The organism is Clostridium sp. 1001271B_151109_B4 (assembly GCF_015670405.1).
Lineage (GTDB): Bacteria > Bacillota > Clostridia > Clostridiales > Clostridiaceae > Clostridium.
Map to the genome: position 1 here is coordinate 85,111 of NZ_JADPBQ010000007.1, position 23,832 is coordinate 108,942.

The following is a 23,832-nucleotide window of genomic DNA, read 5'->3' on the forward strand; positions in this document are numbered from 1 at the left end:
CTATAAAAAAAGAACTACATCAAAAATCTACTCACATATCTCTTTGATGTAGTTCTATTGTTGGTGCAGATGGTGGGACTTGAACCCACACGAGGAGTCCCTCAATAGACCCTCAATCTATCCTGTCTGCCTATTCCAGCACACCTGCGCAAAATTTAAAAGCTATAATATAATTTTATGTTAATAATACATTAATTTCAAGCCTATTTTCCATTTATTTCTTTAAAGCTTTTAATATCTTTACAATGTTGTCTAAATCCTCTTTACTTAAATCATCAAAATTATCAAGCATACTCTTTATATCCTCAATAACCTTTTCTTCATATGTTTTTTCCATCTTTTTACCACCATTTATTATATATAACGTAATACTTGTTGTTATGACCCCTATAACTCCTATACCTATAATCATTAATAAAACTGCAATTGCTTTACCTAATTGAGTTTTTAGTAAAATATCACCATATCCAACTGTGGTAAATGTTACGAAACTCCACCATAAGGCATCTCCTATTGACATCCCTTCAACTATAGAAATTAATACAGCTCCTATTACTATAAAAATAGTAGAAACAACTAATAAAAAATTCAACCTACTTTTTCTAATTTCATCTTTAACCCTTACTTTAAATTTCATTGCACATATAATTAACATGATACATTTAATAGCCTTTATGCAATATGAATGATTAATTTTAGAAGGAATAATAGTAAAACTTAAAATTCTAACATAAAATCTTATGGAAAATATCGAAATCAAATCTATTAAATTGTCTTTTATAAATTTCCTTTTTTCTTTACTTATTGCAAGTCTTGTAACGTAATCACCTATAAAAACTAATCTAACTATATTATCAATATAATAAAATGTCCAACTTACCTCCTTTGGTATATTAATAAAAATTTCTATAATGAACATTAACGTTAACATAAGCGCAAGCAATCCTATAAAAAAATCATAAACACTTTTCTTATTCATACTATTGCCTCATAAAATACAAATTTATATATTTATATTTATGTTATATCTAACTGATATATGATGAATATAACAGCAAAGGACTATTGCACTTACGCAATAGTCCTTTATTACAATTAACATCTTCCATACATTTTTGTATACTTGTAAATTTTATCCGCTAATTCAGTAGTATAACTTCCTTCTTTAGCTCTCCATTTCCAGTTATTACCTAAGGTTGATGGAAAGTTAACCCTTGTCTCATTTCCAAGGTTTAAGAAATCTTGCATTAATGCTACTGAAACATTTGCAACACTACCCCAAGCACCTCTTATAAAGCCCCAATTATATCCCTCTTCTTCTGATAACGCTAAATATTCTTTACAATATTCAACATCACTCTTACTTCCTGTTAATTCAAACCAACCTCTAAAAGTATCATTATCATGAGTTCCTGTATATGCTATACAATTTCTTGTATAAGTATGAGGTAAATAATTACTTTCTTCTCTTGCATCAAAAGCAAATTGTAATACCTTCATTCCTGGGAATCCTGTTTCTTGTAAGAAATCAATAACTTCATCTGTTAAATACCCTAAATCTTCTGCAATAACATTTATTTCTCCTAATGTTTCTTTAATTGCCTTAAATAACTTAATTCCAGGTCCTTTTACCCACTTACCATTAATAGCTGTATCTTCTCCATAAGGAATTTCCCAATAGCTCTCAAAACCTCTAAAATGATCAATTCTAACTACATCATAAATCTTTAAACTTTCCTCTACTCTTTTAATCCACCACTTATAGCCTGTCTTCTCCATATAGTTCCAATCATAAAGAGGATTTCCCCATAATTGTCCTGTTTCTGAAAAAGCATCTGGTGGACATCCAGCTACTGATATTGGCTTTAACGTATCTTCATATATTAAATATGCTTCTGGATTACTCCATACATCAGCACTATCTTCAGCTACATATATAGGAATATCACCTATAATATTTATTCCTTTTTCATTAGCATAACTCTTTAATTCATTCCATTGTCTAAAGAATAAGAATTGAATAAAAGACCAAAATCCTATTTCATCAGACAACTCTTCTCTATATCTATTAATTGCTTCTGGTTCTCTCTTCTTAATATCTTCATCCCACTCTTGCCAGCTAACTAGTCCAAATCTACCTTTAACCGCCATATAAAGTGAATAATCATCTAACCATGAATTATTTTCTTTTATAAATTTTTCAAATTTATCTTTTAAATCTATATTATTTAACCTTTTAAAATTTTCATAAGCTCTTTTTAATACTATATATTTAACTTCATATAAACGACCATAATCAATATACTCTTCGTTATCTCCATAATTTTCATTTACATAATCTTCTTCATTAAGAATTCCCTCTTTATTTAAAATATCAAAGTCTATGAAATATGGGTTTCCCGCAAATGCTGAAAATGATTGATAAGGAGAATCTCCATATCCCGTCTGTCCTAAAGGCAATATTTGCCAGTATTTTAACCCTGATTTAAATAAAAATTCAACATATTCATATGCCTCCTTACCAAAAGTCCCTATTCCAAACTTTCCTGGTAAAGATGCTATATGCATTATAACCCCTGCACTTCTTTCCATATAATTCTGCTCCTTTTATCACGATAATTTTAATTGATTATATTATATTTACATTAATAAATATCTTATTATTTATTAAAACTAGAACTTGACTCTCTCTCCAAAAGCTCTGTATCTAATAAAATATGTTTATTTTCTCCTTTACCCATTAAAAGCTCAAATAATATCTCTACACTCTTCTCTGCCATTTCTTTTTTAGGTTGCTTTATAGTAGAAATTCCTGGATTGTAATAACAACTAATATCCATACCATCAAATCCTAAAATAGATACATCTTTGCCTACAACCAACCCACTATCTACAACAGCCCTAGCTGCTCCTACAGCCATAAAGTCTGAAATTGCAAAAATTGCAGTAATATCTTTTCTACGCTCTAAAAACTTTAATGTTTCTTCGTAAGCCCTCTTAGTGTCATAATCTCCAATAAGTAAATTATCATCATTTACTTCAATATTATATTCCCTTAAAGCCTTTATATATCCCTTATATCTCCACCAACTAACACAAAAGTCATTTTCTTCACCTATCATTAATGCTATGTTTTTATGGCCTTTTTTTATAAGATACTCCGTAGCAGAATATGAGGCTTGAAGATTATCTATCCCTACAGTAGAATATTTATCTCTACCTAAAGGAGATACAGTATTAACTGAAGTTAAGACTACTGGAACATCAATGTTCCTAAAACTATCTTCATCTAAATCAATAAAGTTACCTCCAAGACAGATTATTCCTTGTAATCTCTTTTCTTTTACAAATGAAATTATATTTTCTACTTCCTGCTCTAACACATAATCATTTTGTTGTAAAATCATTGTATAATTCTTTTCGTTAATTTTGCTTCCAATAACATTAATAAGCTCAGAGAAAAATGGATTAAAAACCCCTTTTACTAAAACTCCTATGTTTTTAGTACTATTTTGTTTTAATATTCTAGCACTATTATTGGGTACATAATTGCTTTCTCTAATAACCGCTAAAACTTTTTCACGAGTACTTTCTTTTACATCAGGATGATTATTTAAAACACGGGACACAGTGCTAACTCCGACCCCTGATATTCTTGCGATATCTCTTATATTCATCAATATACCTCCTCAAAAAATATTTTTAAATATTTATGGTATCGTTACCTATTAAATCAAAAAAAAATCTGACGTGGACCACACCAAAAATATTTTTATATTGGAGTGCTTCACTAATCTTAGTAAATCTTACACTAATGAGTCACCTATGTCTATACTTGATTAAATAATACTTACACTAAATATACTTGTTTTAAATACCATCCATTCGGTACCGTTTCCAAATATAATTGTATCTTATAATTTTAATATTTTCAATATCAAAATTGTTTTTTTATTCCTAAATAAAAAAACATTATTCTTACCAACATTGCATTATTAAATTCCCTTATATCATAGGAAGTAATTTTCTGTATCTTATCTAATCTATATAGCAATGTATTTCTATGGATAAACAATTCTTTAGCCGCTTTACTAGTGTTTAAGCCACACTTAAAATATATTTCTATTGTTCTTATCATTTCTTCATCTAAGTTTGCTATTTTAGAAGCAAATTTTTCATACATTTTAATTTTCATCTCATCTGAAATTGAATCAACTATTACTTCTAAGATCAATTTATTATCATCAAAAATATCTCCATTAACTTCATATTTTAATGCTACTTGGATTTTTTTAAGATTTTCAATATATGCTTGTCTTATCTTTTTATAATTCTCTACTTCACAATAACTTATATAGCACTTTTTATTTAATTCAGTATTTATAATTTCTTTTATACTTCGTGCATGACTAATAGTTTCTTGCAAATCCCCTGTTACTATTACATTTCCATTATACGGAATTACCTCTACTTCAACATCTCTATATACTTTCTTAATGCATTCTAATATATGAGTAGTATCTCCCTCAATAAATATATTCATTAATTGAAATTTTCCATTTAATCGTGGCCATGTATCCAATATTATTGATTTTTCCACCTCATTATCATCTAATAATATAGAAATTAAATTTTCTTTTTCAATAACTATGTTTTTAAGGGCACTTTCTAAACAAAACATTAATAAATTAATTGCTAGGTTATGTTGATTATTTACCATAACCTTATAATCTACTCCTTTATATTTAATCGCTCTTTCTACAGTATTATTTGCACATTTAAACTTAGGTGTAGTATATTTACCAACTCCATCGATATTTAATTGAAACGGTATTTGTGAATTGTTATATATTTCATTAACTAAGGCAGCCATGTTTCTCAAACTATCTCCTCCTAATACCTTATATACTAATAGTGTTTTGATAAGTCATTTTCACTTAGCTTAAGGAATATTTCTACCAATTAAAATAAATATCTTGGTAGAAATATTAGGAGATTCTAATCACCCTTAAACTCATAGTTCCTCGGTATCGTTTTCAATGTTATTATATACCATTTTCAAAATATTCTCAAGATTTTTTTTCTTTCCAAATAAAGAAAATAATTTTTAACAGTACAGCATCATTAAAATTTCTTATATCATAGTTTGTATATTTTTGAATCTTATCTAATCTATAAATCAATGTATTTCTATGAATATATAATTCTTTTGCGGCTTCACTTAAATTTAATCCACATTTAAAGAAAACTTCCATAGTTCTTATCATTTCATTATCTAATTTTGATATTCCTGTTTCAAATCTATCATATACACCTTTTTTCATTTCTTCAGAAACTGAATCTATTATTTCTTCTAAAATAAGCTTGTTCGCATCAAATATGCAATCAATAATATTATATTTAAATGCTAAATCAATTTTATATCTTGTATCATCATAATGTTTTTTTAATGCTAAATAGTTTTCAACATAGCAATAACTAATATAACACTTACAAATAATTACACTTTCTATAGTATCCTTAATACTTTTAGCGTGCTCTAGCATATCTTCAAACTTTCCAAGCATAAGGATTTGCCCCTTATAATCGATAATATCCACTTCACTACAAGAATATCCTTGTTTAAGATAGGATATTATTTCATCCTTATAATTATCAATATATATGTTAATTAAATCAAAATCCTTTGTTAGCACTGGCCAACTAGCTTTAATTACCTCTTCTTCAATTTCCCTACCATCTAACAATGCTGAAATAATGCTCTTTTTATTTAAAAATACTTTATTTAACTTTTCCTCTACATAAAGTTGTAATAAATCAATTGTAACACTAAATGCTGCATTTATCTTGATGCAGCACTCAGTGTTATTATTAACAAATGTTTTATTAACTTCATTTTGAGCAATTTCAAATTGCGGTGTAGAATATTCTCCTACATCTTGCATTATTAATTGGAAAGGTATTTTACAACTGTTATATACTTCATTTACCAGTTTCTCAATACACTTCACAATATCTCCTCCAACGAATTAATTATTATACAATTCTTAATTCTGTTTCTTTATCAAATACATGCAATTTTTCTGCCTTTAAGTAAAGATTTGCTACTTCACCAATCTTTAATTCTGTACTACCTTCAATTTTAATGTTCATTGGGCTATTTCCACATTTAGTGTAGATGTAACTTTCTGAACCCATAAGTTCGATAACTTCTACATGACCTTTTACAATACTTCCTGGATTAGCTGCAATTAACTCTGCATTGTCACTTAAATGCTCTGGTCTAATACCAAATGTTACTGACTTACCAACATATCCAGATTTAATTAATGTTTCAGCCTTTTCAGCTGGTAATGTTATTTTATTTTCACCAAATACAGCAAAAACATCATTTCCATTCTTTTCTACTTTACCTTCTAAGAAGTTCATTTGAGGACTTCCTATAAATCCTGCTACAAAAAGATTTGCTGGATTATTGTAAATATTTATTGGAGAATCAACTTGTTGAATAACTCCATCTTTCATTACAACAATTCTAGTTCCCATTGTCATAGCTTCTACTTGGTCATGTGTTACATATATAAATGTAGTTTGTAACTTTCTATATAACTTAGTTATTTCTGTTCTCATTTGAACTCTTAATTTAGCATCTAAGTTTGATAAAGGTTCATCCATTAAGAATACTTTAGGATGTCTTACAATAGCTCTTCCTAACGCAACTCTTTGTCTTTGACCTCCTGATAAAGCCTTTGGCTTTCTCTTTAATAAATGTTCAATATCTAATATTTTAGCTGCTTCAGTTACCTTTTGTTCTATTTCAGCTTTAGGAACTTTTCTTAACTTTAATGCAAATGCCATATTATCGAATACTGTCATATGTGGATATAATGCATAGTTTTGGAAAACCATAGCTATATCTCTTTCCTTAGGTTCGACATCATTAACTAGCCTGTCCCCAATATATAATTCTCCTTTAGAGATATCTTCAAGACCTGCAATCATTCTTAAAGTTGTTGACTTACCACATCCTGATGGCCCAACAAATACTATAAATTCTTTATCTTCTATTTCTAAATTAAAATCTTTAACCGCTGTTACGTCTCCTGGATATATTTTGTAAATATGTTGTAATGATAAATTTGCCATTCTTTATTCCTCCCATAAATTAACTTCTAAATTTATTAACTTCACTTGATATATTTATTGTACAACTTGTAACTATTTTCATCCATATTCAATATTTACAAATATGTTGCCTTTATTTTGTATATTTTTCTAAAACTATTATTAAAATGATATTTTTACTTTTTCTATATTATATAATAAACTAAAAGGCATATAGAAAATAACTTTCTATATGCCTTTATAACAATTTATATTATTTATTCTCCCTCTCCATTTGCTTTTTTAATTCATGAGCAAATTCTTTTTCTTCTTTTCTGTCTTCATAATGAATTTTCATTTCTTCAATTCATTCTTTTATACTCATAATAAAATCTCCTTTTATAATAATTATTTTACGGCATCTAATACCTTTTCATAATTTGGTTCATTTATTACGTCATTACAATATTCAACATATGTAATTTTATTATTTTCATCCACTACAAATATAGCCCTAGTTAAAAATCCAAATTCTTGTATCAATGTTCCATATTGCTTACCAAAGCTTTTTTGCTTAAAATCTGATACTGTTTTTACTCTATCAACTCCAGCATTTCCACACCATCTTACTTGTGCAAATGGTAAATCCATTGATACTACATACACTGTAACATCATTTAACTTTGAAGCCTCTTCATTAAACTTTCTTACCTCCATATCACATACAGAAGTATCTATTGATGGTACAGTTACAAATATTCTCTTTCCATTCGTATCACTTAATTTTACATCCTTTAAAGTATTATCTACCACTAAGAAATCTGGTGCATCATCTCCTACTTTAAGCATATTTCCAACAAGTGTAATAGGATCACCATTAAATGTTATTTGCATAAATTATACCTCCCTTAAACTTATTAATACTTGCTACATTAATATAATTCCCCAATAGGATGTAATTTTATTATATTTATAGTTCTATCCACTCACTTATGGTATTTTCTTTCATAAACCCTTTCTTTTTATATAGTTCATAAGCTACCTTATTTTTCTCAATTACTATTAGTCCTATTTTATCAACATTTTTATCAACTAGAAATTTTATAGCAGTTTCTAAAAGATTTTTCCCAAATCCTTTACTTCTATATCTTTTAAGTAAACCTATATCAAAAACACCTTCATTATTTTCAATTTCCGCATTCATAAATCCAATTATTTTGTTATTATCTTTAACCACAAAATAATATTTATTATCATTTTCGTTATTTAAATATTCATTAAGTCCTTCATTATCTAACCAAGTGCCATGAGGCATATCACTAAATGAATCATTATATACCTCTTGATACCTTTTTGAATTTTCTTTTGTTAATACTTCTAAATTTAATGTTTTCTCTCTGATAGTTTTATCAGTTAACTTCATCTTAATTGCAGAATAACTTTTATTAATTCCATTAATTTAGAACAATTATAAATTGAAAATTTCACTTAAAAGAAAAAGCCAGCATAAAATGCTGACTCATAAATTAATCATTATATTTTAATTATATCCACAAAAGTTTCATTATAAGTAATTTGTCCACCAATATCTGAAATACCACTATTAGTTAAAACATTAGGATTTCCATGCTTTCCCCACCAACCAACAAACATCATTACAACATTATCACTTATAGAACTATCTATATTTATCCTTACCTTTATTTGTCCATTATCTGACTTTAAATATACTATTTCATTACTATCTATATTTAAGTTTTTTGATATATTCTCATTAATATATGCAATAGCTATTCCATCTTCGTCCAAGAAATGCTGACTTGATAGACTATCTCTTCCATGGTTAGTCAATAATCTTATCTTTCCTTTATTTTCATTACAGTTAACCTTTTTATTAAAGTCACTAATTCTTATAATTTCAAATTTTCTACTTTTAGTCATAAACTTTTTATCTTCCCAAGCAATATTTTTATGTAAAGTAAGATAGTTATTTTTTATAAATTCCAAGTTTATATTGCTATTTATATCTTTTAATGGCTCTATTACTTTTTTAAGATAATCTATCTTTTCTACATATGGATAATCATTTAAGCCCATTGCCTTTGCTAATTCCATGAAGAAATAATATTCATCCATTAACTTTTCTCTAGGTTCTATTAATTTCTCATTGTATATTAAATAAGGATTCATCATTGAACTAAATAATAAATCTTCACTTTCAAGTTGACTACTGGTTGGTATAATCAAATCACATACCTTTGCAGTATCAGTCATAAACATATCAAAACACACCTTAAAATCTATTTTCGATAATGATTTTTTTAATTTATTTACATTCGGAAGCTGATTTACTAAATTGCTTTTAGTTATTACGGCCATTTTTACAGGAATATTTAAATCATAATCACTTTCATCTTTATTACCAATAAATATATTATCTTTATAATAAGTTTTACCTAAAGAACACTTTTCTATAAACTCACTAATCTCACTAGTATAAAAATATCTATTAGAAGCTATCTTTCCACTATTATAAGGATCACTATTTAATATTTTAGGATAAACTTTATTTGCATAATTTACTCCCCCACCACTAAATCCTATTTGTCCTGTTATAGCACCTAAAGCATCTATAGCCATAATAGTAATTCCTCCATTTTTATATTTCTGCATTCCAAACCCTAATAAAATAGTAGAATACTTTTCACAATATAATCTTACTAATTCATTAATTTCATTAATTTCTACTCCACATTCAAGACTTAACTCTTCAATATTTAAAGATAAAACATATTCTTTATATTCTTCAAATCCATTAACATATGACTTTATATACTCTTCATCAAAAAATTCATTTTCAATTATTACCTTTCCCATTGCTAATGCTAGGGCTAAATCTCCATTCGGCTTAATTCTAATATATTTATCACTTAAGGTTGCAGTTGCAGTTTCTATTGGATCTATAACTATTATTTTACTTCCATTCGCTTTAGCTTTTCTTATCATTTGCATAGTATGTATTGTTGTATTAGCAGGATTTTTACCCCATACCAAAATACTATTACTATTCATCATATCTTCTAATGAATGACTTTTAGAATCTCCAAAATCCAACTTTTGAGCAGCAATTCCTGCACTCCAACAAGGTCCCCCCTTTGCTAAGCTAACACCACCATAAAAATTAAAGAATTTTTCACCTATACTTTTTAATAATGAACCATTTCCATATTGCTCATAATATAAAATAGATTTACTTCCAAATTCATTTTTATATTCTTTTAATCTTTTTGCCATAATATCTATAGCTTCATTAAAAGATACTTCTTTCCACTCTCCATTTACTTTCAATAACGGATTATATAATCTTTTCTCATGATTTACTCTTTTTAAATGAGCTAAACCTTTTTTGCATATAAATCCCTTAGTATAAGGATGCTCTTTATCACCTTCTATTTTTATAACTTCATTCTTATCTATATACACATTAAATTTACAACAATCAGCACAATCTAATGTACATCCATGGCTTAATTTTATCATTTACTTCCCCCATAATTATCTTTAATTAATAACCTCTCTTTAAAAGACTCTAAGTATGCTATATTGATTTATATTATAACCTTTTTTATCTCACTAAAAAACTTATTTAAATGGAAGTAAATACTTTCCTAATGATTTTTCCTATGCTTATCTTATTTTATTTTTACGAAAACATTTACCAATGCTATACTAATATTATATCAATTTAACTGGAGGTGATGATAAATGAAAAACTTTGATATAATCACTAACGATAGAGAAGATCATTCTAAACTCGTTCTTAAAGGTCTTCTCGTTGGCGTTATTACTACCTTTGTAGTTGTATTATATAGATTCGCACTATCCTATGCAGAAGATTTTTCATTTTTTATTTATTCATTTATTAAAGACAAAAAATATCTTATACCAATATGGTTCATTATCTTAATACTATTAGCTTTTTTTATAGGAAAGCTAATCGATAAGGAACCTTATATAAGCGGAAGTGGTATTCCACAAGTTAAAGGTGTAATGGGAGGATATATTAAAAACAGACCTCTCTCAATTATAATTAACAAATTTATTGGAGGCACACTTTGTATTGTTTCTGGCTTATCCCTTGGTAGAGAAGGTCCTTCTGTACAACTTGGGTCCAGCGTAGGTGATATAGTAAGCAAAAAATTCAAAAGTACAAGACTTGAAAGAAGACTTCTTATAAGTAGTGGTGCAACTGCTGGATTAGCTGCAGCATTCAATGCCCCATTATCAGGTGTATTATTTTCTCTTGAGGAAATTTACAAATACTTTTCACCACTTGTATTAATATCAACAATTACTTCTGCAGTAGCTGCTGATTTTATTTCAAAGCAATTTTTCGGCTTAGATCCAATATTTAATTTTTCCACATCCCAAGCTATTCCTTTAAACAACTATTGGATATTGATAATTTTAGGAATTTGCTTAGGGCTTTTTGGTGTCTTTTATAACTGGTTGACCTTAAAAACACAAGATTTATATAGTAAATTAAAATGCTCTACTTCAATGAAATTAATGATACCTTTTTTACTTGCAGGAATTTTAGGTTTATTATTCCCTTTAGTTTTATGTGGTGGGCATGCAATAGTCGAAGAACTATCTTTAACAACAACTTTAAGTTTGCTTTTATTAATGCTTATAGCAAAATTTTTATTTTCTATTATATCTTTTGGTTCTGGTGCTCCTGGTGGCATTTTCTTTCCACTTCTAATTATTGGAGGAACCTTTGGTGCAGTATTTGGATATATTTCAATTAACTATCTTGGAATAAGTCCTGCACTATTTAATAATTTTATTATAATTTCTATGGCTGGTTACTTTACTGCAATAGTTAGAGCTCCTATTACAGGAATAATTCTTATTACAGAAATGACTGGGTCATTTACTCATTTATTATCACTTTCTGTAGTATCTATAATTTCATATATAGTTGCAGACTTATTAAAAAGCACTCCTATATATGATTCATTACTTAAAGGACTTTTACTTAAAAATAATATTAATGAATATCATAGTGAAAGCACTAAAAAAATCATTATTACTAACGTAGTTCATTTTGGTTCAAAAATAGAAAAAACATACTTAAATAATCTTAAGCTACCTGAGAATACGCTTATTGTTTCAATTAAGCGTGATGAAATTTCTATTGTTCCAAAAGGAAATACTCTTATTAAAGCTGGTGATACCCTTCTTACTATGACTGATTTAAAGAATGAATGGAAAGTTCGAGAATTAATGGATTCTCTAACAACTATAGAATAGAGAAAAAGGCAAATTAACCTTACAAAGATTAATTTGCTTTTTATATTATTTATCTTTTATTAATCTATATTTCATTTCATTCCATAGTTTTATTGAAAAAGCTCCTGTTATTATTAAAGTAATAACTATCATTATAGTATTAAAAATAGATCCATCAAAACTTTCTCCTAAATAGCTATATAAAAATATAGCAGGCATATTTGCAAGTGTAAATATTAAACTAAACTTCTTAAGACTAATTCCCATATATGATGATACAAAGACTAATACATCTGTAGGTGCTACAGGACATAAAACACCTACTGCAAGTATCTTATAATTATATAAATCAATAAGTTCTATTATTTGTGGATGCTTTTCATTTATCTTTTCTCTTAACCCCTTAAATACACTAATTCTTGCAACCGCAAAAACTATTATACCGCTTATTAAAACACCTACTAATGATAATATAACTGCTTTTTCGGGTTCAAATATCAGTCCTCCTAATACCATTAATGTAACACCTGGAATAAGACTAATTAATCTGATACACCATAGCATTATGAACATAAGCTCAGAATATTTCATTGAATCAATCATTAGTCTTAAAGAATCCACACTAAAATCTATATTTAAATTATTAACTAAAGTTTTAATTCCTATAATTCCCAATGTAATTGCTATAATAATAAAAATAGCCATATACACTTTTTTCTTTTTATTCACTTTTTATGATTCACTCCTCATATACCAACTAATTTTCTTATCTTTTATTTATTATAAAATAACTTTTCATAATTTCATATTAATTTACTATTAAATTTCTATTAACGTAATAAAGTATTAACAAAAATTTTTGTTATTGTAACAATAAAAATGCATATATTATAGTAATATAAATTTCTGGAGTTGAAATAATTGTCAAAGAAAACTGATTGGGGCAAAGTAGTCAGAGAAACTGTTAATGATATAATTTGTGCTATTAAAACACCTTCTTCAAAACCTAAACAACCGAATTGTCCAAATCCTAAAGCTCGAATATGTATTTTAATACTTATTGGAATTACATTACTTTTTTCTGGAATTGGTATCTATAGTTGGATAATAATCATCATGTTGTTTATTATTTTATCTTTTGTTTAAAAAAAAATTTGTATTATTAAAAAATTTATGTTATTATAAATCCTGCGAGTAATACATGCAATCGCTGCTAGCTTTAAGCTAGGAGAGGAAAGTCGGAGCTCCATAGGGCAGGGTGCTGGTTAACGGCCAGTCAAGGCGACTTGAAGGATAGTGCAACAGAGATATACCGCCAGAAGTTTTTTAACTGAGTTCATTTTATATGACTGGTAAGGGTGGAAAGGCGAGGTAAGAGCTCACCAGCATGGTGGTGACATCATGGCTATGTAAACCCCACCTGGAGCAAGACCGAGTAATGGCATTATGGGATTGCCCGTCCCGCCATGTGGTGTGTCGCTTGAGCTTACTGGTAACAGTAAGCCTAGATAGATGATTGCTTAATACAGAACTCCGCTTACGGATTATCTCGCATCATGAAAAACACTAGGTTTAAGCCTAGTGTTTTTCTTTATTACTCTACAATTGGCAATTTAACTTCAAATATAGTTTTATCATTATCACTATATGCTTCTATGCTTCCACCATGTAGCTCTATAATATTTTTAGTAATAGCTAATCCTAACCCAGACCCTGCTATATTACTATTTCTTGATTTTTCAATTCTATAAAATCTATCAAAAATATAGGGTAAATCAACTGATGGTATAGCATCTCCGTAATTAATTATTTGTACAACAGCCATATCTTCTTCTTTCTGTATAATTACATCTACAAAATATCCATCACTTGCATATTTAATTGCATTAGTTAATAAGTTTTCAAAAGCTCTGACTAACTTTTCACCATCTGCATTTATAATTAACTTTTCATTAGAAAAATTTACTCTCACCTTCATCTCAGCAACTTTAAATTGATATTCAAAGTATGCAATTATTTGTCCTAATAAATCAACTAAATTAATATTACTCTTATTTATATCTACAGTATTATTTTGCATCTTTGTAAGTTCAAATAAATCATTTATAAGTAAGTTTAAACTTTTAGATTTTTCATATGCAATATTGGCATAATACCTTAATTCTAATTCATCCTTATACTTATCAGAGTCAATAAATTCCAAATATCCTAATATAGATGTCAATGGCGTTCTTAAATCATGTGAAACATTAGTTATTAAATCATTTTTTGTTTTTTGTGCTCTTCTTTCCTCTATAGTTAAATTTTTAAGTACCCTAGATATCTTATTAATATTTTCAGCCAATTCTCTAATTTCTCCATCAGCTTTAGGTTTAATAACTCTATCTAAATCACCCTTTGCCATGATTTCTGTTTCATTGATAATTTCAATTAATCCATTTTTAGTTCTATATGTCAAGATAACATACCATGTAAAAAACAAAACAAATCCACTTATTCCCAAAGCAAAAGCACCAAAAAATGTATCCTTTATTTGTCTCCAATAATACCATAGCAAATTTATTGTGTATCCACTATAATATCTATACCAAAAATCTAATCCCATTTTTATTATAAAAAAAGTTATTACCATAAGAATTAAAGCTAATATTATTTTTAACATTTCTTTTAAATAATATATAACCAACCTATTATTTTTCAATTTTATATCCAACTCCCCATACTGTATGAATTATTTTATCACCTTTTGTATGAGATTCTAATTTATCCCTTATCCTACTCATATGAACCATAACAGTATTGTTTGATTGAAAATACTTTTCCTTCCAAACTTTTTCAAATATTTCTTCAGCACTAAATACTCTTCCTCTATTAGTTGCCAAAAGGTATACTATTTCAAACTCTCTTGCAGTTAAAGTTACCTCTTCTTCATTAACTTTAACTATATGCCTATTTTTATCAATAATCATAGATTCAACACATATTATATTATGATCTATATTTTTTGATTCTACATTCAAAAAATAAGTTCTTCTAATCAAAGCCCTTATTCTAACAATAAGCTCTAATGAATTAAATGGTTTACATAGATAATCATCTGCTCCTGTCAAAATCCCTTGTATCCTATCTATATCCTCACTCTTGGCACTTAACATAAGAATTGGTACATTACATTTTTCCCTAACTCTCCTACATACCTCAAGCCCATCCATATCAGGCATCATAACATCTAATACCATTAAGCAAATTTCTTCCTTATTTATAATTTCTAAAGCTTCTTTGCCAGAACTAGCCTTAAATACGTTAAATCCTTCATTTATAAGATTTATATTTAATAATTCTCTTATTTCCTTTTCATCATCTACTACTAAAATATTATTATTCATTTTTCCTCCATAAATTATTCCTTCTATTTCCCTAAATATTCTTCTAACGTTAAATTGTTATCATTAATATACTTAGCAGCTTCTTCCCCAACATATCTTATATGCCATGGTTCATATGCTACACCTGTTATATATTCCTTTCCTTCTGGATACCTAATAATAAATCCATACTTATAACAATTATTTGCCAACCATTCTGCTTCTTTTGTGCCTTTTACAAAATATCTCTCTTCATTTGTAATATCAATACTTAAACCTGTTTGATGTTCACTAAATCCAGCTTTAGCAACATATTTATCAGCCATTTCCTTACCATCTGATAACACCCTCATATCATAAAGTTTTTTTTGAGTATTATAAGATCTATATCCTGAATTACCCAATAATATTATTCCATCACTTTTAGCTTCCTTTACCAATTGTTCTAACGGCTCTTTAATAACTTTATCTACAAGCTTTTCCTCCTTGGTAGATTCATCTGCAAAACTTATATTTGGTTTTTGTAACTTGTTAGGTTTATATTCTTCATCTAATTCATAATTTTTACTTACTATCATCTGTGAAAAATTACTATTAACTTCTTTTGTATTTATTAATTCATTTTCACTATAATTTTTTAAATACCATATTCCTACAATTAATATTATACCAATTAATATATTTCTTCTAAAATTACTCTTTCTTTTCATTTTCTTCACTCCTATAACAAAAACTTTAATTTCATTATAGAATCTATACTTTACATCCTATTTAAGAAAACCTTACAAAATCTTAAGTTAAAGCAAAAAGGTATAATTTTTACTATTCAGTAAAACTTATACCTTATATTTTTAATAAAAACTAAATGGATCCTCTTCAACCTTAGAAGTAACAATCTCAATATCTTTAAACTTTTCCTTTAATCTTTCCATTACGTTAAAGAAAATTATTTGCTCAGATGCAAAATGCCCTACATCTAAAATGCTTATTCCCATTTCCTTATAATCAGATGCAAAATGATATGTTGTATCTCCTGTAACAATACAATCTGCTCCTAATGCAACAGCTTTACCAATAAAATCTTGCCCACTACCATTTATTACTGCAACTTTAGAAACTTTATTATTTCCTTTAACAACTCTTAAATTAGATATATTTAAAGCACCCTTAATTTTGTTTACTAACTCTTCTAAAGTTATTTCCTCATTTAAAGATACTAATCTACCTAATCCAGCATTATCATCTTTCATATTCTTTTCTAATATTGTAGAATCATTAAACCCTAATATAGAAACTATTGTATGATTTAATCCATTTTCTACTGAATCTAAATTAGTATGACTTGAATAAAGAGAAATATCATTTTTTATAAGTTCTATTATTTTCTTTCCTTGCAAAGTATCAGTTGTAATACTACTAGGTTTTCTAAAAATAAGAGGATGATGAGTTATAATTAAATCAGCATTTTCATTCTTTGCTTCTTCAATTACCTTTAAAGTACAATCTAATGCTAATAACACTTTTTTAACTTCTTTTTCTCTATCACCAACCATTAAACCAACATTATCAAAATCTTCTTTTAAATATATTGGTGCTAATGATTCCATTTCTTTAATAATATTATTTACCTTTATCATAAAAATCACCTTATAAATAATTTAACATACCAGTTATAATACTAATTTTTTCCTTTATTTCTTCTCTTCTGTTATTTGCACTTACAGTTGCTTCAGTTATAAATCCTAAAATTTTATTATATTCATCTATTTTATTTTGTAAGAAATCTTTCATTAATGGATTTTTACTTCTTAATAATATTGGACTTACTTCATAATATATACTATCTAGTTCAGTTGTTTGCCCTTCTGCACTTCTTACTTTAAATAATTCATAATATATTCCTTCATCAAAGCATAAGTCTTCCTTTATAATCTCATAATTATTTTTATATAAATATTCTCTTAATACTTCTGGATTTTGTGCTGGAACCAAAATTAAATATTCTGCTGATTTAACCTTTTCTAAATCGGCTTCTAATATATCTCTAATTAAATTACCGCCCATTCCTGCTATTACGACTTCATTAGCTTCATTTAGTTTTAGGGGTTCAAACCCTCCACCTAATCTAAATTCTAGTTCATCTCCAGCGCCTTCTAATATTGCATTTAATCTTGCTTTATCTAACGGATCTTTATTAATATCACAAGCAATAGCTTTATTGCATATTCCTCTTTCTAGCGCTATTAATGGAACATATCCATGATCAGTACCTATATCCGCAAGTACTTCTACATTTTCTAAATTGTCGATTATAAATTCTATTCTATTACTAACTTCCATTTTAACTACCTCTATATATATTATTTAATCATTTGCTATATATTTTATATTATTTTTCAAATCCATGTTTATTATTTATCAATGGCTATCCATTGTAACATTCCCGCCTCTTTTTCAACTTGAAGATAACAATAGACACACCACTAGACTAAGTGCCTTTTAGGGCATAACCAATTCTAATATTCAGATTGAGTTAAAACTCAATCTGAATCTAATAACTCTATTTATTTTCACTTTATTAAGTTATGTCATTTTTGAAATTTTATTTAATTAAATTTATCTACTTAATGCAAAAATTAGCACCAATTTTGGTGCTAATTCACTAATCTAAGTAATCTTTTAATTTCTTACTTCTAGATGGGTGTCTAAGCTTTCTCAATGCTTTTGCTTCTATTTGTCTAATTCTTTCTCTTGTAACATTAAACTCTTTACCAACTTCTTCAAGAGTTCTTGCTCTTCCATCATCTAATCCAAATCTTAATCTTAGTACCTTTTCTTCTCTAGGAGTTAATGTATCTAAAACATTAATTAATTGTTCTTTAAGCATAGTAAATGCTGCTGCTTCAGCTGGTGCAGGTGCATCGTCATCAGGTATAAAGTCTCCTAAGTGAGAATCTTCTTCTTCACCAATAGGTGTTTCAAGTGAAACTGGTTCTTGAGCAATTTTTTGTATTTCTCTTACCTTTTCTACTGGAAGATCCATAACTTTAGAAATCTCCTCTGGGAATGGATCTCTACCTAATTCTTGTAATAATTGTCTTTGAACTCTTATTAACTTATTAATAGTCTCTACCATATGAACTGGTATTCTTATTGTTCTTGCTTGATCAGCTATGGCTCTAGTAATCGCTTGTCTTATCCACCATGTAGCATAAGTTGAAAATTTAAATCCCTTTCTAAAGTCAAACTTTTCTACAGCTTTAATTAATCCAAGGTTTCCTTCTTGAATTAAGTCTAAGAATAGCATTCCTCTACCAACATATCTTTTAGCTATACTAACAACAAGTCTTAGATTGGCTTCAGCAAGTTTCTTTTTAGCATACTGGCTTCCTTCTTCGATTTGCTTAGCAAGCTCCATTTCTTCTTCAGATGATAATAGCGGAACTTTACCTATTTCCTTTAAATACATTCTTACTGGGTCATCAATTGCAATACCTTCTGGTACTGATAAATCAATCTCCTCTTCAATAATGTCAACATCGTTAGCTGCACCTTGAACTTCGATTCCCATTGATTCAAGAACTTCATAAATTTTTTCAATTTGTTCTGGACTTAAATCTATATTTTCTACCTCATCTAATATTTCTTGATATGTTAGTACCCCATTCTTTTTACCTTTGTCAAGTAAATTCTTTACGATACTCATTCTATTATTTCTATCTTGACCATCCTTAGGCTTATTCTTATTTACTTTTGTTTTTTCTTCCACTAGCTGACTACCTCCTTTCGTTATATGACCAACTACACTCTCTTACTCTCTTTCAACTTTTTAGTAATACTTGCTAATTCAATGGCTAATTTAATTGATTCTTCAACTCTGCCTTGATTTTCAAGTTCTTTTTGCTCTTTTCTTAGTTGATCGATTCTTTGCTTCAATTTATAAGAATGTATTTCATTAATTAAATCATCAATTTGTACCTTTATATTATCAGCAAAGAATATATTCTCTTCTTTAATCTTAACTAATTCTCCAATGCTTTTTGCATTACTTAGTCTTGACTCTATAAATGATTCTATGTTATTTATATTTTCCCCTTTTGCCAATATAATAACAGTGAAAATTTCTTTATGTTCTAGCAAAATAAAGTCGTTTTCTGATATTCTTTCCTCTATATACTGTAAATACTCTTCATTTTCAAGCATCATTTTTAAGAGTGTTCTCTCTGCTTTTAAAAATCCAGGCTCTACATATAATTTTGACCTATCTTCTGCCTTATTATTCCTAAAATCATTTTCTCTATTATCTTTCATTTTACTTTTAAGGATATCATACAATGCCTGCTCTTTTATGCCAGTATTTTCAGATGCTTTTTTAATGTAAACATCTTTTTCTATAGGATCCAAATCTGAAATTATATCCATTATTCTCTTTGAATATAAAATCACAGATTGACTATTTTTAAAATCAATTCCTTCTTCAGCCTTCTTAATTCTATAATCAATTAACGGCTCTGCATTATTTATTAATTTTAAAAATGCCTCTCTCCCATTACTTCTGACATATTCATCTGGGTCTTTTCCTTGTGGGATGCTTAATACCCTTACATCAAAACCTGCAGTTCTTAAAATTTCCAGCCCTCTTAACGTTGCCATCTGTCCTGCTAAATCAGCATCATAAGATATTACTACTTTGTCTGCATATCTCTTTAATAATCTCGCTTGATTTATTGTTAATGCAGTTCCTAAAGATGCAACAACGTTAGTTATTCCATATTGATGTAATGATATTAAATCCATATATCCTTCTACGATAACAAAATACCTTTCGCTCATATTATGCTTTAAAGCAAAATTTAATCCATACAAATTAGTGCCTTTTTGGAAAACTAAAGTTTCAGGTGAATTTAAATACTTAGGTTTTGAATCATCTAATACTCTTCCGCCAAATCCAATTACCTTACCTTGATAATCAAATACTGGGAACATAACCCTATTTCTAAACCTGTCATACTTTCTTCCTTTCTCTTTATTAACAGAAATAAGACCTGCTTCTTCTAATAACACATCATTAATGCCTTTTTTTCTTAAATAAAACATTAAACTATTCCAACTATCATTGGCATACCCTAAGCCAAACTTTTTAATTGTTTCTTCTTTAATTCCTCTATTTAAAAAATATTCTTTTGCATTTTGGTTATTCATAAGATTTGAAAAGAAAAATTTTGCTGCTTCAACATTTACTCTATATAACAAATCTTTTTTTCTATTACTTTGACTTTGTTCTCCATTTCCTAACCTCAAAGGAATATTTGCTCTATTTGCTAAATACTTTACAGCTTCGATAAAAGGTAAATTTTTATCTTTCATAACAAAGGAAATGACATTTCCAGCTTCTCCACATCCAAAGCACTTATAAATTTGCTTTTCTTGAGACACCGAAAAAGAAGGTGTTTTTTCATTATGAAAAGGGCATAGCCCCGTGAAGTTTCTACCAGCCTTCTTTAGTCTAACCCTTTCAGAAATTACATCTACAATATCATTTTGTGATTTTATTTTTTCTAAAATTTCTTCAGAAATCTGCAAGGAGATCCCTCCTTACTTAATATAATTTTTTCCCACTCTATACATTTCGACATATTATTATAAATTCCTTCTAACTTTTTTAATTAAATTTATTTTATTATGTCATACTCATAGAATTTTTATTGTTATTCTACCCTAATATTATTAATTCTATCTCAATTCTTAAAATCCTTTTTATTCTACAAAATTTATTGTTCCCAATTTTTTTGTATTATACAACTTTTTTACTAATAAATTACAAACTTTGGAACATATATCTTATTAAATGTTGAAATACAATAGTCATCTGTCATTCCTGCTATATAATCTGCTACTCCTCTTTTTAATCCTTCCTCACAAGATATGTCTTTATAAAGTTTAGGTAACTCTTCATTATGTTTATAAAAATAATCTATTACATGCGTTAATATAAATTTCGCTTTACCACGTTCCTCCCTTAAAACATCTGCCAAATAAATATTTTTAAACATATATTTCCTTAATTCAATCATAGCTTCCTTAACTTCATCACTTTGTTTAATATCATATTTCCCACATTTCAAATTTTCTGTTGTTTCATTTATCATATCGTTAATAAGTACCTGTATTCTATCTGAATGAGTTTTACCTAATACTTTAATAATCTCCTTAGGTAATTGTTCTTCTTTCAACAAACCCGCTCTAATTGAATCATCAATATCATGGTTTAAATATGCAATTTTATCGCTATATTTTACTATTCTTCCTTCTAATGTTTTTGCTATATTTTCTTTTTGCCCTAATCCACTATGATTAAGTATACCATCTATAACCTCTTCAGTGAGATTTAACCCTTTTCCATCCTTCTCTAATTTTTTCACTACCCTTACACTTTGTTCATTATGCCTAAATCCACCGTCTAAAAACTCATTAAGCACTTCTTCGCCATTATGTGCAAAAGCAACGTGCCCTAAGTCATGTCCTAATGCAATTGCTTCAATAAGCATTTCATTTAAACCTATGCCTGCACCTATAGTTCTTCCTATTTGTGCAACTTCTAAAGTGTGAGTAAGTCTAGTTCTATAGTGATCCCCAAAAGTTCGTATGTATACTTGCGTCTTATGCTTTAATCTTCTAAAAGATTTACAATGTATAATTCTATCTCTATCTACCATAAAACAAGTTCTAATATTATCAGGCTCTTCTTCTATTTCTCTCCCTACACTTTTATTACTATGAATAGCTTCTGGAATTAATGTCAAGTCTTCATTATTTTCTATTCTTTCTCTTATTTCCATCTAACTCACCTCAAAATAATCTATTCTATATTTTTCTCATAATTCCTCTAATTTATAATAGGTATCATATGATTATATTTTATTCTCTCTCTAAGCTATGTATATTTATATGTTTTTCATAATATTATTATAATAAGAAATTTAATAAGGAGATTTACAATGAACAATGAAAATAAAGTCATTGATATTGATAATATAAGAAAAAATATACTACCAAAATTTTTTTTAGATAATGCTGATATTACAATGATTAAATTTAAGGATACTGATAAACAAAGAGCGGTATTTAAAGTAAGCTTAAACAACAAAAATTACTGCTTAAAAAAAGTTTATTATGATGAGAAAAATTTACTGTTTGTTTATTCAGCAATGGAGTGGTTATACAGAAATAATATCAAGGTTCCCAAATTACTTCCTTCATATGATAAGTGCAGATATATTATTTATGAAGATATGCTTTTTATTTTAACGCCTTGGGTTGAAGGTGAAAAATGCGATTTTGATTCACTAAGTGATTTAAATTTATCTATTAAAACTCTTGCAAAATTACATAAATGTTCTAAAGACTTCAGACCAATTGATGGTAGTGAAAAAAGAATTGGATTAGAGGATTATCACCTTTCTGTAAGTAAGCATTTTAATGAACTTCTAGAAAATGCAAATTTGGCTTTTTCATACAAGGATAAATTTTCAAAAATATATTTAAATAATCTTGATAATAACTTAGCTCTTGCAAAGTTATCGCTTGAAATATCTTCATCAATAGACAACAGTGATTTAAATATCTCCCTATGTCATGGCGATTATGTAAATAAAAATATATTAATAAATAAATCTAATAATGATGTTTGGATTATTGACTTTGATAAATGTAAAATAGATTATTCTGCTCATGACATTTCTTATTTTTTAAGAAGATTACTTAAACGTAATACAACTAACTGGAATTCTGCCTTAACTATCAATATCCTTAACGCTTATAGAAAGAATAATGATTTAAGCAAATCCGATTTAAAGTATATTTTAGCTTATTTAGCATTTCCTCAAAAATACTGGAAAATTTCTAGAGATTACTATAAGAACATTGATAAATGCAATAAAAATTCATTTATTTCTTTATTGAACAAAGGCTTAAATCATTCACAAGCCCAACTTGATTATATTAATAATATGATTGATATCTACAAACGTTATTATGATATAAAATTTTAAATATTATATTACTAGTC

At 27.7% G+C, this 23,832-nt stretch carries 20 protein-coding genes, 1 tRNA gene and 1 other RNA gene; 3 read left to right on the plus strand and 19 right to left on the minus strand.

What is annotated here, in order from left to right; all coding sequences use genetic code 11:
- Nucleotides 1-61: 61 nt before the first annotated feature.
- From I4V63_RS06790 to I4V63_RS06835, 10 genes are all read right to left on the minus strand, one after another.
- Nucleotides 62-148: transfer RNA gene (locus I4V63_RS06790), tRNA-Leu, on the minus strand.
- Nucleotides 149-214: 66 nt separating this feature from the next.
- The gene (locus tag I4V63_RS06795; protein ID WP_196000540.1) at nucleotides 215-979 is read right to left on the minus strand and encodes a potassium channel family protein; all 765 of its coding nucleotides are present in this window, start codon (nucleotides 977-979) and stop codon (nucleotides 215-217) included.
- Nucleotides 980-1,095: 116 nt separating this feature from the next.
- The gene (gene malQ / locus I4V63_RS06800) at nucleotides 1,096-2,592 is read right to left on the minus strand and encodes a 4-alpha-glucanotransferase (protein ID WP_196000541.1); all 1,497 of its coding nucleotides are present in this window, start codon (nucleotides 2,590-2,592) and stop codon (nucleotides 1,096-1,098) included.
- Between the two features lie 68 nt (nucleotides 2,593-2,660).
- Nucleotides 2,661-3,677 carry a LacI family DNA-binding transcriptional regulator gene (locus tag I4V63_RS06805; RefSeq protein WP_196000542.1) on the minus strand — a complete coding sequence of 339 codons (1,017 nt, stop codon included), beginning with the start codon at nucleotides 3,675-3,677 and terminating at the stop codon, nucleotides 2,661-2,663.
- 260 nt (nucleotides 3,678-3,937) lie between these two features.
- Nucleotides 3,938-4,873 carry a helix-turn-helix domain-containing protein gene (locus I4V63_RS06810; RefSeq protein ID WP_243280469.1) on the minus strand — a complete coding sequence of 312 codons (936 nt, stop codon included), beginning with the start codon at nucleotides 4,871-4,873 and terminating at the stop codon, nucleotides 3,938-3,940.
- A gap of 196 nt (nucleotides 4,874-5,069) precedes the next feature.
- Nucleotides 5,070-6,011 (minus strand): helix-turn-helix domain-containing protein, encoded by a 942-nt coding sequence (locus tag I4V63_RS15920; RefSeq protein WP_196000544.1) that lies wholly within the window; start codon nucleotides 6,009-6,011, stop codon nucleotides 5,070-5,072.
- A gap of 25 nt (nucleotides 6,012-6,036) precedes the next feature.
- Nucleotides 6,037-7,146 carry a sn-glycerol-3-phosphate ABC transporter ATP-binding protein UgpC gene (ugpC, locus tag I4V63_RS06820; RefSeq protein WP_196000545.1) on the minus strand — a complete coding sequence of 370 codons (1,110 nt, stop codon included), beginning with the start codon at nucleotides 7,144-7,146 and terminating at the stop codon, nucleotides 6,037-6,039.
- A 366-nt stretch (nucleotides 7,147-7,512) separates the two neighbouring features.
- A complete protein-coding gene (gene tpx / locus I4V63_RS06825; protein WP_196000546.1) occupies nucleotides 7,513-7,998 on the minus strand; it encodes a thiol peroxidase in 486 nt (161 codons plus the stop codon).
- A gap of 76 nt (nucleotides 7,999-8,074) precedes the next feature.
- The gene (locus tag I4V63_RS06830; RefSeq protein ID WP_196000547.1) at nucleotides 8,075-8,527 is read right to left on the minus strand and encodes a GNAT family N-acetyltransferase; all 453 of its coding nucleotides are present in this window, start codon (nucleotides 8,525-8,527) and stop codon (nucleotides 8,075-8,077) included.
- A gap of 110 nt (nucleotides 8,528-8,637) precedes the next feature.
- On the minus strand, nucleotides 8,638-10,644 hold the full coding sequence (locus tag I4V63_RS06835; RefSeq protein ID WP_196000548.1) for a molybdopterin-dependent oxidoreductase: 2,007 nt from the start codon (nucleotides 10,642-10,644) through the stop codon (nucleotides 8,638-8,640).
- A gap of 225 nt (nucleotides 10,645-10,869) precedes the next feature.
- Here I4V63_RS06835 and I4V63_RS06840 point away from each other — a divergent pair, with 225 nt between their 5' ends.
- Nucleotides 10,870-12,420 carry a ClC family H(+)/Cl(-) exchange transporter gene (locus I4V63_RS06840; RefSeq protein WP_196000549.1) on the plus strand — a complete coding sequence of 517 codons (1,551 nt, stop codon included), beginning with the start codon at nucleotides 10,870-10,872 and terminating at the stop codon, nucleotides 12,418-12,420.
- A gap of 45 nt (nucleotides 12,421-12,465) precedes the next feature.
- Here the strand turns inward: I4V63_RS06840 and I4V63_RS06845 are convergent, their stop codons facing one another.
- Nucleotides 12,466-13,128 carry a VTT domain-containing protein gene (locus I4V63_RS06845; RefSeq protein WP_196000550.1) on the minus strand — a complete coding sequence of 221 codons (663 nt, stop codon included), beginning with the start codon at nucleotides 13,126-13,128 and terminating at the stop codon, nucleotides 12,466-12,468.
- Between the two features lie 462 nt (nucleotides 13,129-13,590).
- Between I4V63_RS06845 and rnpB the strand changes: the two genes are divergently transcribed.
- An RNA gene (rnpB, locus tag I4V63_RS06850) (RNase P RNA component class A) lies at nucleotides 13,591-13,955 on the plus strand.
- A 38-nt stretch (nucleotides 13,956-13,993) separates the two neighbouring features.
- On the opposite strand, the gene I4V63_RS06855 is transcribed toward rnpB, so the two are convergent.
- The 8 genes from I4V63_RS06855 to I4V63_RS06890 form a co-directional block, all read right to left on the minus strand.
- Nucleotides 13,994-15,100: a HAMP domain-containing sensor histidine kinase gene (locus tag I4V63_RS06855; RefSeq protein WP_196000551.1), complete on the minus strand. Its 1,107-nt coding sequence runs from the start codon at nucleotides 15,098-15,100 to the stop codon at nucleotides 13,994-13,996.
- Nucleotides 15,090-15,785 carry a response regulator transcription factor gene (locus tag I4V63_RS06860; protein WP_196000552.1) on the minus strand — a complete coding sequence of 232 codons (696 nt, stop codon included), beginning with the start codon at nucleotides 15,783-15,785 and terminating at the stop codon, nucleotides 15,090-15,092. The genes I4V63_RS06855 and I4V63_RS06860 overlap by 11 nt, the downstream gene beginning before the upstream one ends.
- 23 nt (nucleotides 15,786-15,808) lie before the next feature.
- Nucleotides 15,809-16,474 carry a M15 family metallopeptidase gene (locus tag I4V63_RS06865; protein WP_196000553.1) on the minus strand — a complete coding sequence of 222 codons (666 nt, stop codon included), beginning with the start codon at nucleotides 16,472-16,474 and terminating at the stop codon, nucleotides 15,809-15,811.
- 141 nt (nucleotides 16,475-16,615) lie between these two features.
- Nucleotides 16,616-17,398 carry a Nif3-like dinuclear metal center hexameric protein gene (locus I4V63_RS06870; RefSeq protein ID WP_196000598.1) on the minus strand — a complete coding sequence of 261 codons (783 nt, stop codon included), beginning with the start codon at nucleotides 17,396-17,398 and terminating at the stop codon, nucleotides 16,616-16,618.
- A gap of 13 nt (nucleotides 17,399-17,411) precedes the next feature.
- Entirely contained in the window at nucleotides 17,412-18,104 is a 693-nt protein-coding gene (locus I4V63_RS06875) for a class I SAM-dependent methyltransferase (protein ID WP_196000554.1), read from the minus strand.
- Nucleotides 18,105-18,426: 322 nt separating this feature from the next.
- The gene (gene rpoD, locus I4V63_RS06880; RefSeq protein WP_196000599.1) at nucleotides 18,427-19,557 is read right to left on the minus strand and encodes an RNA polymerase sigma factor RpoD; all 1,131 of its coding nucleotides are present in this window, start codon (nucleotides 19,555-19,557) and stop codon (nucleotides 18,427-18,429) included.
- 8 nt (nucleotides 19,558-19,565) lie between these two features.
- Nucleotides 19,566-21,347: a DNA primase gene (gene dnaG / locus I4V63_RS06885; RefSeq protein ID WP_196000555.1), complete on the minus strand. Its 1,782-nt coding sequence runs from the start codon at nucleotides 21,345-21,347 to the stop codon at nucleotides 19,566-19,568.
- 227 nt (nucleotides 21,348-21,574) lie between these two features.
- Nucleotides 21,575-22,603 carry a deoxyguanosinetriphosphate triphosphohydrolase gene (locus I4V63_RS06890; protein WP_196000556.1) on the minus strand — a complete coding sequence of 343 codons (1,029 nt, stop codon included), beginning with the start codon at nucleotides 22,601-22,603 and terminating at the stop codon, nucleotides 21,575-21,577.
- A gap of 159 nt (nucleotides 22,604-22,762) precedes the next feature.
- On the opposite strand from I4V63_RS06890, the gene I4V63_RS06895 reads away from it, so the two are divergent.
- Nucleotides 22,763-23,815 (plus strand): CotS family spore coat protein, encoded by a 1,053-nt coding sequence (locus tag I4V63_RS06895; protein ID WP_196000557.1) that lies wholly within the window; start codon nucleotides 22,763-22,765, stop codon nucleotides 23,813-23,815.
- The last annotated feature ends 17 nt before the right edge of the window (nucleotides 23,816-23,832 follow it).

Coding starts and splice junctions, on each gene's coding strand:
- I4V63_RS06795 (WP_196000540.1), bottom strand. CDS start 979: ATGAATAAGAAAAGTGTTTATGATTTTTTTATAGGATTGCTTGCGCTT.
- malQ (WP_196000541.1), bottom strand. CDS start 2,592: ATGGAAAGAAGTGCAGGGGTTATAATGCATATAGCATCTTTACCAGGA.
- I4V63_RS06805 (WP_196000542.1), bottom strand. CDS start 3,677: ATGAATATAAGAGATATCGCAAGAATATCAGGGGTCGGAGTTAGCACT.
- I4V63_RS06810 (WP_243280469.1), bottom strand. CDS start 4,873: ATGGCTGCCTTAGTTAATGAAATATATAACAATTCACAAATACCGTTT.
- ugpC (WP_196000545.1), bottom strand. CDS start 7,146: ATGGCAAATTTATCATTACAACATATTTACAAAATATATCCAGGAGAC.
- tpx (WP_196000546.1), bottom strand. CDS start 7,998: ATGCAAATAACATTTAATGGTGATCCTATTACACTTGTTGGAAATATG.
- I4V63_RS06830 (WP_196000547.1), bottom strand. CDS start 8,527: ATGAAGTTAACTGATAAAACTATCAGAGAGAAAACATTAAATTTAGAA.
- I4V63_RS06835 (WP_196000548.1), bottom strand. CDS start 10,644: ATGATAAAATTAAGCCATGGATGTACATTAGATTGTGCTGATTGTTGT.
- I4V63_RS06840 (WP_196000549.1), top strand. CDS start 10,870: ATGAAAAACTTTGATATAATCACTAACGATAGAGAAGATCATTCTAAA.
- I4V63_RS06860 (WP_196000552.1), bottom strand. CDS start 15,785: ATGAATAATAATATTTTAGTAGTAGATGATGAAAAGGAAATAAGAGAA.
- I4V63_RS06865 (WP_196000553.1), bottom strand. CDS start 16,474: ATGAAAAGAAAGAGTAATTTTAGAAGAAATATATTAATTGGTATAATA.
- I4V63_RS06875 (WP_196000554.1), bottom strand. CDS start 18,104: ATGGAAGTTAGTAATAGAATAGAATTTATAATCGACAATTTAGAAAAT.
- I4V63_RS06890 (WP_196000556.1), bottom strand. CDS start 22,603: ATGGAAATAAGAGAAAGAATAGAAAATAATGAAGACTTGACATTAATT.
- I4V63_RS06895 (WP_196000557.1), top strand. CDS start 22,763: ATGAACAATGAAAATAAAGTCATTGATATTGATAATATAAGAAAAAAT.